The organism is Streptomyces sp. NPDC006208 (assembly GCF_040613775.1).
In the GTDB taxonomy this organism is placed as follows: domain Bacteria; phylum Actinomycetota; class Actinomycetes; order Streptomycetales; family Streptomycetaceae; genus Streptomyces.
This window is the reverse complement of record NZ_JBEXSW010000001.1, coordinates 189,041-206,091: the sequence shown is the minus strand read 5'-3', so window position 1 is coordinate 206,091 and position 17,051 is coordinate 189,041. Positions and strand designations below refer to the sequence as shown.

The 17,051-nt window shown below is 68.6% G+C and carries 6 protein-coding genes; 4 read left to right on the top strand and 2 right to left on the bottom strand.

Going from position 1 to position 17,051, the window contains the following annotated elements; translation table 11 throughout:
- Window positions 1-13: 13 nt before the first annotated feature.
- The 3 genes from ABZ208_RS00950 (at window position 14) to ABZ208_RS00940 (ending at window position 3,624) form a co-directional block, all read left to right on the top strand.
- Window positions 14-1,600, top strand: coding sequence for a hypothetical protein (locus ABZ208_RS00950; RefSeq protein ID WP_356907432.1), 1,587 nt, complete (start codon window positions 14-16; stop codon window positions 1,598-1,600).
- Window positions 1,597-2,937 carry an AAA domain-containing protein gene (locus tag ABZ208_RS00945; RefSeq protein WP_356907431.1) on the top strand — a complete coding sequence of 447 codons (1,341 nt, stop codon included), beginning with the start codon at window positions 1,597-1,599 and terminating at the stop codon, window positions 2,935-2,937. Before ABZ208_RS00950 ends, ABZ208_RS00945 begins: the two co-directional genes overlap by 4 nt.
- 150 nt (window positions 2,938-3,087) lie before the next feature.
- Window positions 3,088-3,624 carry a putative immunity protein gene (locus ABZ208_RS00940; protein ID WP_356907430.1) on the top strand — a complete coding sequence of 179 codons (537 nt, stop codon included), beginning with the start codon at window positions 3,088-3,090 and terminating at the stop codon, window positions 3,622-3,624.
- A 400-nt stretch (window positions 3,625-4,024) separates the two neighbouring features.
- Here the strand turns inward: ABZ208_RS00940 and ABZ208_RS00935 are convergent, their stop codons facing one another.
- Both ABZ208_RS00935 and ABZ208_RS00930 read right to left on the bottom strand, forming a co-directional pair.
- Window positions 4,025-4,633, bottom strand: a complete 609-nt coding sequence (locus ABZ208_RS00935) for a hypothetical protein (RefSeq protein ID WP_356907429.1) — start codon at window positions 4,631-4,633, stop codon at window positions 4,025-4,027.
- Between the two features lie 100 nt (window positions 4,634-4,733).
- Window positions 4,734-11,777 carry a polymorphic toxin-type HINT domain-containing protein gene (locus ABZ208_RS00930; RefSeq protein WP_356907428.1) on the bottom strand — a complete coding sequence of 2,348 codons (7,044 nt, stop codon included), beginning with the start codon at window positions 11,775-11,777 and terminating at the stop codon, window positions 4,734-4,736.
- Window positions 11,778-12,503: 726 nt separating this feature from the next.
- Between ABZ208_RS00930 and ABZ208_RS00925 the strand changes: the two genes are divergently transcribed.
- Window positions 12,504-17,039, top strand: coding sequence for an FG-GAP-like repeat-containing protein (locus ABZ208_RS00925; protein WP_356907427.1), 4,536 nt, complete (start codon window positions 12,504-12,506; stop codon window positions 17,037-17,039).
- Window positions 17,040-17,051 lie beyond the last annotated feature (12 nt).

Below are 17,051 nucleotides of genomic sequence, written 5' to 3'. Positions count from 1 at the left end.
AAGGAGGCCGGTCGTGTCGCTGATCTCCACACTGGCGCGCCTGGAGGCCGTCGAGTCGGGCCGGGCCCAGCCGCTGGCCACCGTGCGTCACCGCAGGGTGTCGCAGCGGCCGCTGGTCCTCGTACCGCTGACCACGGCGGGCGAGGCGGGCGCACCGCTGGGCGCGCTGGTCGGCACGGACCCCGAGGAGCCGCGGCTGCTGATCGTGGCCCAGCCGCGCGACCGCGATCTGCGCTCGGCGTTCCTGACGGAGCTCGCCGATGCGGTGCTGCCGTATCTCGACGCGTACGGGGACGACGTGGAGCCGGCCGAGCGCTCCGAGACCGACCCGGAGACCGGAAAGAAGGTCAAGGTCGAGGTCGAACTGTGCGCGGACGCACCCCAGTTGATCGTGCCGAGCCGGGCCGGTGTGGAGTTCGTGCGCCTGCTGGGCCGCTCGATGCGGTTCCGGCGTACGGCAGAGCAGGACCCGGACACGCCCCATCCCGCACCGCCGCGGGTGCCGCTGCTCGGCCGGTGGCTGACGCACTACGGCGAGCGCGCCCGGGTGCCCGGGTCCTCGCTGCTGCTCGCTGCGACCGATCTGCTCAACCGGCACTGGGCGAGCGGCCAGTCCTCGCTGGAGGACCAGCATCTCGGCGCGCTGCTCGCATGGGTCGACCCTCCGGAGGGAGAGTCGGGTGCCCAGGCGGCACTGCGGGCGGAGCTGGGGCGGAACCGGGACGGGCAGCTGCTGTGCCCGCCGGCCGGTCCCGCGACCGACCCGGCGTTCGACAACAGGCTGCTCGCACCGGCGATGGAGCGCTACGACCTGGCGCGCACGACACTGGCCGCAGCCCAGGACGGCGAGAGCGCCGACCGGCTCCTCGGCGAGCTCCACCGGGCCGAGGGAGAGGTCCGGAGGCTGATCGCGGGTCAGTTGGAGCCCACCTGGCGTGCCGTGTGGCGCGCCGTGGACCTGCTGCGGGAACTGCCCGAGGGCGCCCGCGTCGAGGACCGCTGGACCCGCGACCGCTGGTCGTTCACGGCCCATCGCGACCGGGTACGGGCCGGGGAGCCGCCGCAGCCCAGGCGGGACGACGCGGTGACCGCCGCGCAGAAGCTCGCCGCCCGGGAGACCGCCCAGGCCCAACTGGAGGCGCAGGAAGCGCTGGACGATCCGCTGGTGCTGGCGGGCCGCCGCCTCGCGGGCGAGGCGTTCGCCTCGGAGGTGACGGAGGTGGTGATGGCCTGGTCGGAGTCGAAGCGGCCGAGCCCCCGCCCGCTGGTCACCGTGCGCACGGACGACCACCCGCATCTGGGCGAGAGGGTCAAGGTCTACCGCTCACTGGACGGCAAGCCGCAGACGGCCCAGTGTGTACGGGCCGACGGCGACGGCACGTTCGTCCTGCAGATCACCGACCGGATGGGGCGCGCCAAGGACCCGGCGGAGGGCTCGGTACCGGACAAGGGCGACCGGATCGTGTGGACCCTGTTCGAGCACGACCAGCGGGGCGGGCCGAAGCTGCCCGACCCGGAGGAGACCCCCTGGACGCACGGAGGCCCGCCCGGCGGCGCCGCCGAGCACCCCGACCTCACCACGCCGGAGGACCTGCTGTGACCCTCGAAGCGCCGGCCCTCGATCCTTCCGCCGCGGCCGCCCGGGCCACCGCGGACATCCTGGCGGACACGCTGCACGGCGACGCCCGCGGCGTCGTCGTGGACTCGCCGCCCGGTGCGGGGAAATCGACGCTCGTGGTGCGCGCGGCGCTCGAACTGGCTGCGGCGGGACGGCCCTTGATGGTCGTCGCGCAGACCAACGCGCAGGTCGACGATCTGGTGCTGCGGCTCGCCGGCAAGGAGCCGGACCTGCCGGTCGGACGGCTGCACTCGAACGATTCGGACCCGTACGACAAGGCGCTCGACGACCTCGACCACGTCCGCAAGTCGTCGAAAGCGGCCGACCTGGCGGGACTGGACATCGTCATCTCGACGGCCGCGAAGTGGGCTCATGTGCAGGGCGTGGAGCCCTGGCGGCACGCGATCGTCGACGAGGCGTACCAGATGCGTTCGGATGCGCTGCTTGCCGTCGCCGGCCTGTTCGAGCAAGCGCTGTTCGTGGGCGACCCGGGCCAGTTGGACCCGTTCTCGCTGGTGGGCTCCGAGCAGTGGGCGGGACTGTCGTACGACCCGTCGGCGAGCGCGGTCTCGACGCTGCTCGCCCACAATCCGGAGCTGCCGCAGCACCGGCTGCCGGTCTCCTGGCGGCTCCCGGCGTCGGCGGCGCCGCTGGTGTCCGACGCGTTCTACCCGTACACGCCGTTCCGCAGCGGTACGGGACCGGGCGATCGGCGGCTGGACTTCAAGGTCGCCTCGGACGGCTCGGCCCACGACCGCGTGCTCGACGAGGCCGCGGAATCGGGCTGGGGCCTGCTGGAACTGCCCGCGCGGCACACCCCGCGTACGGACCCGGAGGCGGTCCGGGCGGTGGCACTGGTGGTGCGCCGGCTGCTGGACCGCGGCGGCGTGGCGAGCAGCGGCGATGCGGACCCGGCCCCGCTCACCGCCGACCGGATCGCGGTCGGCACGGCCCACCGCGACCAGGCGGCCGCCATTCGCGCGGCGCTGGCGGAACTGGGCGTGCCCGACGTGACCGTGGACACGGCCAACCGGCTCCAGGGCCGGGAGTACGACGTGACGGTGGTGCTTCACCCGCTCTCGGGCCGCCCGGACGCGACGGCGTTCCACCTGGAGACGGGCCGCCTGTGCGTGCTGGCGTCGCGCCACCGGCATGCGTGCATCGTGGTGTGCCGGGCGGGCGTCGGCGACCTGCTGGACGAACACCCGTCGACGGAACCGGTCCAGTTGGGCGTCACGGTCAAATTCCCCGACGGCTGGGAGGCGAACCACGCGGTGCTGGCGCACCTGTCGGAGCACCGGGTGGCGTGGCGGCCGTAGGGCCCGCCGCAAGTGACAGGGGAGGCCCCTCACGCCTGCTTCACGTCACTTTCGGCCCAACACATCTGCCGGCTCGGAGACTTGGCGCATTTGCCCGCCGTCAGATGCCACTCATTCGCGCCGATCGGCGACCCGGGGCAAGATTGAGCGGTGCCAAACGAGTCGGACAAGATCGAGCTGAGCGAACACGAACTTCGTGAGATCGCGGGCTACGCGGCCGATTGTGCGCGCAGGGCGCTGTCGATCTTCGAACAGAGTCTTCCTGCTGACACACGCCCTCGCGATGCCATCGATGCAGCACAGGCTTTCGCTGGCGGCGGCCGGCGCACGGGGGCTCTGCGGCAGAGCGCATGGGCGGCGTACAGAGCGGCGCAAGAAGCCGCTTCACCCGCTGCGGCCGACGCGGCACGAGCGGCAAGCCATGCGGCCGCTGCTGCGTACCTGCATCCCAAGGCAAGCGCTCATCAGGTGAAACACATTCTCGGTGCGGCAGCACATGCGGCACGAGCCGAAGAGTTGGCATCCGGAGAAGACCAGAGTGTCGCTTCTGCGGGGACCCTTGAATGGGCGCGCCTTCACGCACCGGCAGCGGTCACCGCGGTGCTCGGCCGTCTGCCCGCCGCACCTCCCGGAGGCGGGCGCGTGGGCGAGTTCATTCGCGGTCTCGACGCCGCACTCCGGGCCTGAGGCGCGATCAGATACCAGAGGCCCGCAGAGGGACCCGTTGAGGCGGAGACAATGCCGCGCGGCATCTCCAGGTCCGACGGCGGCTTACGACCCGCCGCCGGAAGCTACGTTTCCCCCACCGCTGTCACGCCGACCGCGTCATCGGCTCGACGTGCGCCTGTCCTGCCACAGGGCACGAGTGCCGCGACAGCACCCGGCGGCGGACAGAGATGGACTACCGGGTCTCCCGCTCGGGTGGATCGAGCCTTTCCGGCGCGACCTACCTGATGCCTCCCGCACCCGCGAGCCCCGCAGACCTGGGGCGGGTGCCGGGAAGGGCCGCGCCGACACCTGCGCTGAGGGACGACGCGCCTTTCGGATCCAGCTACTCCGCCCGCCCCTCAGCGGGTCCGTGGCCGTCTCACACGTTCGCACTGCGTAGCCAGCGCTCCGCCCAATCCCGTTGCGCAGCCTCCACATGGTCGTAGGACGTGATGCGCTCCGCGCGTTCCCGGAGTTTCGCAATCCTCTCCGGATGCGGGGCGAATCCGATGCCGATGCCGATCTGCCAGTACCCGGCGATCATCACCACATCGCCGCTCACCGACGTCATGACGAAAGTCGGATTGTTGCGGCCCATTCCAAGGAGGCCACTCTCGCAGCCTGCACCGGCGATGTCCCAGTCCTCGGCCAGTGATACACGGACCCAACGATGGGACTCGAATTCCGGCTCGTCCGGCACATCGACCGCGGTGTCAATACCGATCAGGAACTCACACCGACCATCACTCGCCAAGGAGAACAGGCCGCATTCACGTGCCAACCGCTCCCATTCCTCGTTGATCCTGGAACCGAGGTCCGGCTCGTCATGGCCGATGTTGACATCCCGCCGCCCGTCCTCCCGATACAGCTGCGTCACCCCCCGCGCCACGAGAACCGGAACGAGATCGTCACGAGTCCCGGTCAATTCATGAAATCTGAAGCCGGTGGATGAAATCTTGTCCAGGATCTCTGGATGCAGCTCGTCCATACCCACTCACCCTCACCTTCCTTGCACGAAAATACAGGCGGGCCGCCACACCCGACGACCCGCCCGTACACATTCACCACAGCAATCAGCGCACGGCTACTTATGACCGCTTGGCATACTTGTAGAAGACCGGATTGTTGTAGTCATGGACACCGTTCTTGAGCGGGAACCAGGCTATTTCCCCGGTGGTCTTATGGACCATCACCCGGATCTGACTGACCATGTCGAGACCAGGACCTTCCATGTCAAAGATCGGCGAGTCCTTCCAGTCTCCCCAACCCTTGGCGTTTCCGGAATTCTTCCAGTAGTCGAGTTGCTGATTCGAGATCCGCTGAGGGTAGTTCGGGTTCGACGCTACCGTCCGGGCGAGCAGGTCGTGCTTCTTCGTCAGACCCGACTGTGCCTTCCACTCCGCGCTTCGTTCTTCGATCGCCTTCTTCGAGTAGTTCTCATCGGGCGTCCAGTCGCCTCCGTCGGCTTCCCCACAGTTGTGGACCAGGACGGGAGCCGACCCCACCACCACGTAGTAGGTGTGGATGTCCGTGACCGTCAGGTTGCGGACCGTCGCCTGCTGGGTCCAGCGCTTGACCTGGGTGATCTGGACCTTCGCGCCAGCGCCGGTGCGCAGCCAGTCGCCGGACTTGAGGTCCGTCGCCTTGATCCACTCACGCAGTTCCGGGATCCAGAACGGGTGGCCGTCCGTCGCCGTGGCCTTCGCCGTGGCGTCGCCCTTCTCGCCGTCCGTGTCGACGGTGATCTCGACGAGCTTCTTCGACCCCTTGCCGATGATGGTGGCAGCGACGTCCTTGACCGCCGTCTCACCGGTCTTCGGATCCGTCGCGACGACCTTGTCACCCGGCTTGATGTCCTTGATGGCCTTGGACTTGCCGTCGGCCATCAGGACCTTGGTCTCGGGCGTGAAGCTGTTGACCCGGCAGGATTCGCCTGCGCCGCTGTCGCCGCCTCCACCGCCGTCGCTATCGCTGTCGGCCTTCTTGGCCGCCGCCGCTTCGGCTTCGTCGGCCTTGGCCTTCTTCGCTTTCTTGGCCGCGTCCGCCTGTTTCTTCCAATTGGCCATGTCCTCCGTGTACTTGGCCATGGCCGCCGCGTCGTCGTCCATCCGGCGGATGATGCCGGTGGCCCACTTGACCTCGTCCTCCCACTTCCGGTACGCGCTCCAGGCCTTCTCCAGCGCCTTCAGCAGACGCTTTGCCTTGCCGGCGAACGGGACCGCGGCTTCCAGGGCGAGCATCGCGCAGGTGCCGACGGCTCCGCCCAGACAGTCGACGATGTCGTTGTAGCCGCTGGCCTCCTTCACCGCCTCCTTGGCCACATGCGCGACCATGTCCATCTTGCTCTGCTGCTTCAGCCACTTGGCGCGCTCCACGTCCTTCTTGCTGACGCTGGGTGTCGGCCTGGACGGGGCCGGCGGGGTGCCGCCGGAGAGCGACGCCATCGCCTTCTTGTACTGGTTCATCGCCCACGTGAAGACGCGGAAGATGCCCCAGAACTGGCCCGACGGGTCGCTGAAGGTGACGGGGCTGTTGTTGGCGTACGCGTACGGGTTCATCGTCTGCGACTCGGCCATGTCCATCATCGGGTCGACCGAGATGAACCGTCCGAGCGCCGGGTCGTACTCACGCGCCCCGAGATGGGTGAGCCCGGTGGACTCGTCCATCGTGCCGCCGACGAACCCCTTCTCACCCGGCCACATCGACGGCTTCTCGCCGCGCGCCTCGCCGAACGGGGTGAACGTGCGCCGGGTGACCGCCTGGGTGGCGGCGTCGACGGACGTGGTCGCCGTTCCGTTGTGGTCGGCGAGCAGGTAGGACGTGGTGATCTTGCCTGCCTGCGCCGTGCGGACCATGGACGGGCCCGCGGGGTGCTGGTAGTAGCGCGTCCCCTTGGAGACGTTGCCGGCCTTGTCGAGCTGCACCTCGGTACCCGGCAGGTACAGCGTGGTGCCGGACGGGTCGCGGCGGATGAGTCGGCTGCCGCCCGCGTCGTAGACGTACTCGGTGGTCTTGGCCTTGTCCCCGGTGCCTTCCGTCACCTTCTCCAGGTGTCCCTCGACGTTCCACTCGAGGTCCTGGGTGTTGCCCTGGACGGTGCGCTTGGTGGTGTTGCCGACCTTGTCGTACTCGAAGCGGTCCTCGCGCTCGCCCTCGGGCCCCTTGGTGTGGACCTTGTCCAGCTTGCTGGTGGTCGAGGGGTCGTCGGCGTACGAGTACGTGCGGGTGACGTCCTTCGTGAGGTCACCGGCGACGTCGTGCTTGACCTCGGTCTTGCGGTTTCCGACGGCGTCGAAGGTGTACGACGACCAGTACGCGTCCGGGCCGCCGACCTTCGGCGCGGAACCGGGTCCCGAGCCGCCCGGCTTGGCGGCGCAGTCGTCGGTGGCCGTCCACGCGTCCGTCATCCGGCGCAGATAGTCGTAGGCGAAGCACTGCGTGTCGGTCGTGGCCGCGGTGGGGTTGGGGCCCTTCGCGTCCGTGATCTTCAGGATGTTGCCGACCTGGTCGTAGGTCGTGCGGACATCGCTGATCCTGGCCGTTCCGGTCGCCCCGACCTCCTGGTCGTGGACGGTCCGCAGCGGGCGGCGGGTCTGCTCGTCGAACTCGCGGCTCGTGATGAGCTGCTTACCGGCAGGCCCGACACGGGTGCGCAGGAAGTCGCCGAGCGGCGAGTACTCGGTCTTGGCCACGAACGCCTTGCCCGCGACCGCCATCGTGTTGATCTGGTCGAGGCCGTTGTAGCCGACGGTGACCCGCTCGCGGGCCAGGCCGCCCACCTCGGGATGCGTCACCGTCTGCGGCAGACCGACCGTTTTGGTGTACGTGTTGGTGTACTCGTACTCGCCGGCGAGCTTGCCCTCGGAGGCCGGGATGGTGATCTTGGTGCCGAGCGGGCGGTATTCGGTGTCGTACCCGGTGACCGCCTGGGTGTAGGCGTTGCCGTCCTCGTAGCGGGTCGACGAGACCGGCATGCCGAGCGCCCCGGGCAGCTTGTCGAAGACCTGCTCGGTGAGCTTCCTGCCCGTGAGCGAACCCTCGTACGTGGCGGTGCCGCGCCCGAGCTTGTCGTACTCGTAGGCAATGGTCTTGGCCGGGTCACGGCCGTCCGTGGTCGTGAGGACGCGGTCGCCCTTGTCGTACGTGGTCTTCGACGTGCCCTTGTCCGGGTCCGTGACCTCGTACGGACGCCCCCGCAGGTCGTACTTGTACGACCACGTGTTGCCGGACTGGTCGGTGACCGACTCCAGCATGCCGCGGCGCTCGTAGGTGTAGTCGATCTTGTCGAAGGCGCCGGTCGGACCGTCGCCCTTGAACTGCTGGAGCTGGGTCTTGCGGCCCTGCGCATCGACCAGCGACTTGGTCGGGGTGTCACCCTTCGGCGGGTCGACCGCCACCCAGTCGCCGCCGTACGTGGTCGTCGTCCGCCAGGTCTCCTCGCCGAACTTGCGCGCGATCGAGGCGACCGGACGGCCCTGACCGTCGTACATCATGCGCGTGGAGGCCGGAACCTTGTTGTCGTCCGACGTCCACAGCCCCGGGGACGGGTCCTTGTCGTTGAAGTGGGCCCCGTTCTCCTTCCAGATCAGCCCGCGGCTGTCGTAGAACGTGTCGGTGATGACACGGCCGCCGTCGAGGGCCTGCTGCTGGGTCTGCCGCAGGCGCAGGGCGCCGTCGTAGATGTCGTAACCGGTGCGGTAACCACCGTTCTCCAGCAGCTTTTTGGTGGTGATGACGACCGGGCCGTCGGGACTGACGGTGTAACTGAACTCCGCATCCGGAATCATGGTCGCGGGATCACGGTCCGGCGACCACGACTTCACGAGCCGGCCCAGTGCGTCGTACTGCAGAACGCTGCGCCGCTTGTTCGCGTCCTCCTTCGCGAGGGCGAGGCCGCGGGCCGGGTCCAGTTCGGTCGTGTCCGTGTGGCCCAAGGCGTTCGTGGTGACCGTCTTGGTGACGAGCGCTCCGGACGCCGGGATGTACTCGGTGCCGGTGGTGTTGCCGTAGACATCCGTCGACGACGTGGGGCGGCCGTACGCGTCGAACTTCTGTGACGCGTCCAGCTTGTAGACGGGCTTGCCGTCCTTGTAGTCCGACAGCGACTCGACCTTCACCACGTTGCCGACGGCGTCGTAGTGCATCACCTTGTCGCTGCCGACGTCCGCCGGACGCGCGATGTCCTTCGCGTCACAGGCCTTCGTCAGGCTCTCGACCCGCTTCTGGGCGGAGAACTCCTCGGTGTACTCGTAGCGCAGGCAGGACTCGTCACCCTGCTTGGCCAGGTCGCCGCGGTCCGTGGTGTGCGAGAGCCTTCCCTGGCTGTCGTACTCGTGCTCCACGGCCGTACGCCGCATGCCCCGGTTGTCCGACAGGACCGTGCGGGAGGCGACCTTGGCGGTGCCACCGCGCCATGCCTGCAGGGGCTCGGCCCCGTCGGTCCGCTTACGGGTGGCGGTGGGACCGTCGACCCGCGGCGTGTACAGGGTGGCCGACTGGAGCGGGCCGCCCTCGCCGTCGAAGTACAGCGATTCGCGGACCTGACCGGCGAACAGGCGGTGGTCGGCGACCTTGCCGCCCTCGCTGTCCTCGATCTGCACCGAGCGCTTGTCGCCGGCCTTGGCGGACTGCTTGTCGCCGTCCAGGCCGCGGAAGTACAGGTTTTCCACCTGCGAGCGCTTGTCCGGTGCGACACCGACGAGGGTGCGGACCTTCGCGTAGCCACGCCACTGCGACCAGGTGCGGGCCTTCTCGCTCAGCAGTTCGCTGTCGTCGTCGTAGGCCCAGGCCGGGGCGCCGAGGTACTGGAAGTTGGTCTCCTTGGTCGGCGAGGTGCCGTTCTTGTCCTCCTCACGGACCTGGTCGACGCGGTGCTTGTGGAACCAGTCGGTCGAGTGCTTCTTCTTGATGCCCGTCGGGTCCGTCGGGTCGGGGACCTCGATGATGACCGGGTAGCACCGCAGGGTGTTCGTCTCCGGAGAGGCGGGCAGCTTCTTGGGCGCCTCGGTGGAGCACTCCGTCGGGGCGTACTTGACCGCGATCCGGGCGCCGGTCTCGGTCTGGATGGTCTCCACGCGCCAGCGCAGGAACGGCGGGTTGCCGTCCTCGTTGTTGTCGACGCGGTTCGGGAGCTGCTTGCCCTCGAAGACGACCGGCGGCAGCGAGACCGGGGTGCCGTTCTTTCCGGTGTGCTGGACCGAGTTGAGCCAGAGCGGGTACTCGCCCGCCACGCCGCCGTCACCGGTGGACTTGAAGTCCTGGTTCAGCGTCCAGGTGTCGACGGGCTCGTGCTTGCCCGCCTTGAGGATCTGCGTGGTGATCGCGGTCAGGCGCTTGCGGGTGAAGAACGTCGGGGAGTAGCGGTCCTTGCACTCCTTGCCCGATGCGCACAGTTGGTCGGCCGGGACGTCGGGCCAGTTGCGGGTGACCTCCCACTTGGCCTCGGAGGTCAGCTTGGACTCGGCGCAGTCGAACGAGGTCGTCTTGATGCAGCGTTCGGCGACGTCGAAGACGATCTGGGCCGGGGCCGCCGCGAAGAGGTTGTCGTCCCGCAGGCCGTACGAGATGCGCTTGAGCCAGCCGCCGCGGTCGTAGCCGCGAGCGGTGGACTTGCCCATCTCGGTGACGTTGGAGCCGTAGTGGTTGCGCTCCTTCTCGTACCAGTACGTCATCGCGTTGCCGCGCGGGTCCACGACGTAGTCGAGGTTCCAGCGCCAGGCCTGGTCGCAGACCGAGTCGGCGTAGGCGGCCTTGTGGCACGGCTCGCCGGAGTGGTTGCCGTACACCGGCACGGTCCAGGTGGAGTTGGTCTCCGCCTTTCCGTCCGCCCAGCCGGGCAGTCGCTCCTTGCCGAAGTAGTACTGCACGCCCTGCATGGTGGTGACGCGCCAGTACTCCTTCTCCGTGTCACCGTTGGCGGCACCTTTGAGGAGCTCGACACGGGAGCCGTCGTCGTTGGACGGGCGCCACTTCTTGTCCTTGTCGTCCAGGACGAGCTGGGTGGACGAGCCGTTCAGTGACAGCGTCACCATCGGCGGACCCTGGCACAGGTCACCGGTCGGGTTCTTCGGGTTGTTGTAACCCGAGCCCTCCTTCCGGTCGTTGGAGCAGGGAACGTACGTGCGCTCGACGTAGTTCGCTCCCGTGTCCCAGCCGTCGCCGACCCAGGAGGGCTGCTGCGAGGAGGCCGAGGACCGGCCGTCGACGCTGGACGAGGAGTAGCTCAGGCCCAGGTTCGGGCCGGGTCCGCCAAGGGACGACGGGATCTCCATCGGGTACTGCCAGGAGAAGTCGCCCGAGGAGCCACCGCCCTGCCAGGAGCCGGACGGGCTCAGCGAGGTGGCGCGGTAGTCACCGGTGGGACCGGACGGCGCGGCAGCGGCGGCCAGCACCATGGCGCGCGGCGCGGCTGCCGCCGCACGTGACGCCGGGGCGGCCCCCTTGGCCTTGGCGGTGGCACCCGCCGGCGGCGCCTGCACGGTCGCCGTCACGGTGCCCTTGGCCGGGTCATTGGCCGTGGTCACCGGCGTACGCTGCTGGCATTCGGCCTTCTGTGGCGTGGTCAGCGCACAGGCGGGCAGGGCGACGAACGTCAGGCGCGAACCCCAGTTGCCGCCATAGGCGTTGCGGAAGCCCTTGTAGTCCAGCTCCACCGAGACCGGGGCCGGCCCGGACGCCTTGTCGGTGCGCTGCACCTTCAGCAGGACGCCGTCCAGGCCCGCCTTCTGCGCTGCCGTACGGTCCGCCAGCTCGACCTCGGCGGTGACCTGCTGAGGCTTCTCGTCCGGGGCGTTCCGGCTCTGCGCCTTCCGGCCCTTCGGTCCGTGCTCCGGCGCGGACAGGCGCACCGGCAGCGAGCCGGCCTTCACCCGCGCGGCATCCTCGACCGGAACGGTTACTTCCGCGGCGCCGGCCTTCGGCCAGACCACCGCGGGATTGCCGTTCCAAGTGCGCTTCGGAATCCGGTTCTTCGCACCGGTCCCGGCCTTGCCGCCCTTTGCCGGTTTGCCCGGCACATTCACGAGTTTCTGCAGCTCGGGCAGGGAGCCGCCGGCCGCCTGCGCGTCCGGCGTCATCGCCGGAAGTCCGGTCAGCAGCAGAGACGTGGCGAGCGCGGGCAGTGACCAGCGCATTGCCTTACGTATTCGTCTGTGGACATAGGTGTGCCCACCCCGTTTTGGCATAGAGATTTCCCCACTCCATCCCCCGTAAATCAAAAACAGTCGTTACAAAGTTACCACCGGGTTCCCACACTTTCCGACGAGGCCACCTGTTATGGGGCGGGGTCGCGTTCGTCCGGTCGGGCCTGCTAGAAAGCACGGAGGGGGTGCGCGCTCGCCATTCGTCACACTGAGCGACGGGGCGCGATCCGGGGGAAAAGCGGAATGCTCCGCTCCGACATGTTCGTGCGCCGCCCTGCGCCTATTGACCACTGCACGTAAAGAAACGGGCGGGAAAGAATCCATATGAGCAGTACACCGAGAGGGGTCGTCAACGGCCCCGGGGGGACCGGGAGAAGAGCGATATCGGCTGCCCTGCTGATCGCCCTCTCCGCAGGAATGGTGACCCTTCCATCTTTTGACGCCGCCGCTGCGGATCGGACCGGATCAGCAAACCGGCCCGATTCCTCACATAGCCTTGCAGAAAAGCAGCGCACGGAAAGCGATCTGGCCGCAAAGAAGGCCGCCGAGACCGGAAAGCGCGTCGAAATTGTTTCCCGGCGGACCGAGACCGACGAGGTGTTCGCCAATCCGGACGGAACATTCACCGTGGACCGGGCGCTCATTCCGGTCCGGGTACGACAGAGCGGAAATCTGGTATCCGTCGATCCGCGCCTTTCCGTCCGGGAGGACGGACGGGTGGCGCCCAAGGCAACCGGAATGTCCGTCTCGTTCTCCGGCGGCGGCGACGGGGCCTTCGCCACGATGGTCAAGGACGGCCGTGAGCTGTCCCTGTCCTGGCCGGGCAAGCTCCCCGAGCCGAACGTCTCCGGCGACACGGCGACGTACACGAACGTGCTTCCCGGCGTCGACCTGACCGCCAAGGCCGATGTGGACTCCTTCTCCCACGCCTTGGTGGTGAAGAACGCGGAGGCCGCGAAGAACCCCGCGCTCGAGAACATCACCTTCGGCATCGGGCAGAAGGGGCTCGACGTGAAGACGGGTGAGAACGGCGAGCTCCAGGCCCTCGACCCCACCGGCACGGCCGTCTTCTCGGCTCCGCAGCCGCGGATGTGGGACTCGGCGGGATCCGAGGACGTGCGTCCCGTCGCCGGCGCGGCGAAGGCAGCGAAGACCTCGAGCAAGGTCCGGTCGGCACGATCGGCCGCCGCAGGGGACGCCGACCCCCGTCCGCTCGCCGAAACGCTCGGCGGCGCGACGGAGGGCTCCCGTCAGGCCGCGATCGGCGTCGGTCTGACGGACCGGACGCTCACCCTGCGGCCGGACAAAGAGCTGCTGCGAGGCCAGGACACCGTCTTCCCCGTCGTCATCGACCCGATGTGGGCCAAGGACGCCTGGAAGAACGCCTGGTCGATCGCGTACAAGCACAGCGCGTACCCCAGCTCCGACGACACGGTCTACTGGAACGGCGGAACGATCTCCGATTTCGCCCGGGTCGGTGTGGCCGAGGACACCCAGCGCGGCGGAACCGTACGCGCCCACACGTATTTCCGTGTCGCCACGGGCAATGTGTGGGGCAAGCAGATCATCAAATCGACGCTGCGCATCAAGCAGACCCACGCCGGTTCGTGGTCGTGCAAGTCGGGTGAGCTTCTCGTTCGCGACATCGGCAAATCCCTTCCCACGAACATCACTTGGAACAAGCAGCCCAGTTGGGGCAGCGTCGTCGACTCCTCGGGCGAGTCCTTCGGCGGCCGCAACTGCCCTGCCGACAGCGCCGGTCTCGTCGAGTTCGACGTGACGTCCGCGATCAGCAAGGCCGCCAAGGGGAAATGGGGTTCCTGGGCCTTCGTGCTGACTTCCAAGAGCAGCGCGGTCGACACTTCCTGGCGGAAGTTCGACCCCAACTCGGTGCGGGTCTCGACGTATCTGAACACCCTCCCGGACAGGCCGAAGGACCAGTCCACCGACCCGTCCGTCCCCTGCACGGGCGGCACCTTCGGCACCACGGACTACGTCACGCTGCGTGCAAAGGTCAACGATGCCGAGGACAAGAACCTCTCGGTGGAGTTCAACTACGCCCCGGCCGGGGACGACACACCGGTCAAGGCGAGGCGTGACTTCAGCCGCGGCACGGTCGCCAGCCTCCGTATCGATGCCAAGACGCTGAATTCCGGCACCTACTGGTGGAACGTCAGGGTCCACGACGGGGCGGGCAGCGGCCCGTGGGGCAGCAAGTGCTCCTTCACCCTCGACAAGACGCGGCCGTCGAAGCTGCCGGGCGTCACCTCGGACGAGTTCCCGGCCGAGAAGGACGGCAACCCGGCCCGTACGGACGGCAAGTTCATGTTCACGGCGGGCGGCGTCACCGACGTCACGCGCTATGTGTGGTGGACCGACTCGGACACCAAGGAGCACTTCGTGGACGCCACCAGGCCCGGTGGCCCCGCGAAGGAGCCGGTGACCTACAAGCCGCTGAACGCAGGTCCCCAGTTCATGTACGTCCGCAGCCTCGACGCCGCCGGCAACCGCTCGGACCTCAGGACCTACCTCTTCTACCCGACCCGGGCACCGGAGCGGGACAAGCCCGGTGACCTCAACGGCGACACCACCGTCGACCTGTGGACCGTCGATCCGGGCAGCAACGCGCTGTGGATCCACCCGGGTCAGGGCAACGGCAAGTTCGGCGTGGGACGGCAGGCCGACGAGGCGTCCTTCCCGAACAGCGTCCTCACCCACCGCGGCAGCTGGAACGAGGACTACTACGAGGACCTCGTCGCCCTGCGCCCCGGCCAGGAGGACCCGATGCTCAAGGAGCTGTGGGTCTACGGCAACCGCGGCGATGGCGAGCTCGGCGGCGAGGACACCGAGCGCTGGGAGCTGGGCGTCGCCTCCGAGGAGGACAACCACTGGCGCAACGCCGATCAGGTGCTCTCCATCGGCAGCGTCAGCGACGACAACGGCGACGGCAAGGTCGACGACAACGACACCCCCGACCTACTCGTCAAGACCGGCGGTGAGCTGTGGCTCTACCTCGGCTACCAGGGCAGCCCGCTGCTCGACGAGGTCGCGCCCGTCTCGCTGGGCAACGCCGACTGGCAGAACATGACCATGCTCGCGCCCGGCGACCTCAACAAGGACGGCCTGCCCGAGCTGTGGGCCCGGGACACCAAGTCCGGCAAGATCCACCAGTACACCAGCCGCAAGAACCCGGTCGACGGCGACGTCACGTTCGCCGACCTGACCGTGTACGCCGACGCCTCGGTGCGCTCGACGTCCATCGGCTCCGGCTTCACGGCCGCGGCCTACCCGCACCTGTCCACCAACGGCGACTTCGAGAAGGACGGCTTCGCGGACCTCTGGGCGCGCAACGCCGAGGGCAGCACCGTCGAGTTCCCCGGCCAGGCGCTCAAGGACGGTTCCGCCTTCGGTGCCGCCCGCCCGCTCGTCACCGCCGGCACCCCCTGGGGCACCTGCGAGACCTTCGAGTCGAAGGACACCGGCAAGCGCAGCCTGTGCGGGCCGATCCTGGCCAAGTACAAGGCCCTCGGCGGGCCGGCCAAGTGGGGCTATCCCAGCACGGACGTCGTGACGGCCCCCGACAAGAACGGTCGCTACACCCACTTCCGCGCGCCCGGTTCCTCGGCCGACAACCGTTCGATCTACTGGAGCCCGGACACCGGTGCCTGGTCGGTCGCCGGATCGCTGTGGGTCAAGTGGACGGCGATCGCGCGTGAGGGCGGCATTCTCGGCTATCCGACCTCGGACGAGCGGCACACCAGTGACGGTGTGGGCTGGTACCAGACCTTCAGCAAGACCGGCCGTGCGGGAGCCATCTACTACTCCCGCGAAACCGGATCGTTCGCCATGATCGGCGGCATCTACGCGAAGTACCGCGCGCTCGGCGGTCCGGCCGTCCTCGGCTACCCGACCACCGACGAGCGGCCCACCAACCCCAACCCCGGCCGCTTCCAGAAGTTCCGGTTCCGCAACGAGACCGAGGACAGCTCCGCGATCTTCTGGACCAGCTCCACCGGTGCCTGGCATGTGCGGGGCGGTATCTACGACAAGTGGGCCTCGCTCAAGTACGAGAACAGTGCCCTGGGCTTCCCCACCTCCGACGAGTACGAGGTCACCGGCGGTGTCCGCGCGGACTTCCAGCACGGCTACATCCGCTGGAACCGCACCAGCGGCACCACCGTCGAGCACAAGCCCGACGACCGGACGGCCCACCTGCGCACCGACCTCGCCGGCGACTACAACGGCGACGGCCGCACCGACATGATCACCGTCTACAACTACGGGAACGCCTCGACGGGCATCCATGTCCTCACCGCGGACACCGACGGCGGGGTCCGCCCGCCGAAGGAGGAGTGGACCAGTGGACGGGGCAGCTTCGACGCCGGCCGGGCCAAGTGGACCTCGGGCGACTTCAACGGCGACGGGCTCGCCGACGTCGCCGCCTTCTACGGGTACGCGGACGGCTCCGTGGCCATGTGGTCCTTCATCGCCCAGAAGGACGGTGGCTTCAAGCCGCTCAAGAGCGCCGCGCTGCCCAAGGGCACCTGGTCCATGGACCGGGTCGTCTCGATCCAGGCCGGTGATCTCAACGGCGACAAGAAGGACGACCTGACGGCCGTCTACGACTACTCCGACGGCCTCACGGGCACCCACAAGTTCCTCGCCAGGGCCGACGGCGGTTTCGACGACCCCGTCCGCGGCTGGATGTCCGGCGAGGGCAACTGGTGGGCGACGAACGCCCGGTACACGATGGGTGACTCCAACGGCGACGGCCGCGACGATCTGATCGCCTTCTACGGCTACGCCAACGGGGAAGCGGCCCTGTGGACGTTCCTCGCCAAGGCCGACGGCACCCTCGACAAGCCGTTCAAGTCGTGGAGCGCGGCCGCCGGCGCCTGGGAGCGGGACCGGATCGAGCTCACGAGCGGCGACTACAACGGCGACAAGCGCGCCGACGCTGCGGTGATGTACCGGTACGACGACGGCGTGACCTCGATGAACACCTTCCTCGCGAAGGTGGACGGCGGCTTCGGCGCTCCGCTGACGAGCTGGAAGTCCCAGCCGGGCGGCTGGTTCGCGAGCAGTTCCGGCACTCCGGTCACCGGGGATGCGGACGGCGACGGCCGGGCGGATGTCCTGGTCATGTACAACTACGCCACCGGCGCCACCCGGGCCTTCACCTTCCCGGGCCGGGCAGACGGCGGATTCGAGAACCCGCAGCGGTCCTGGCACGCCGAACCCGGCACCTGGTGACCGGTTCGGCGT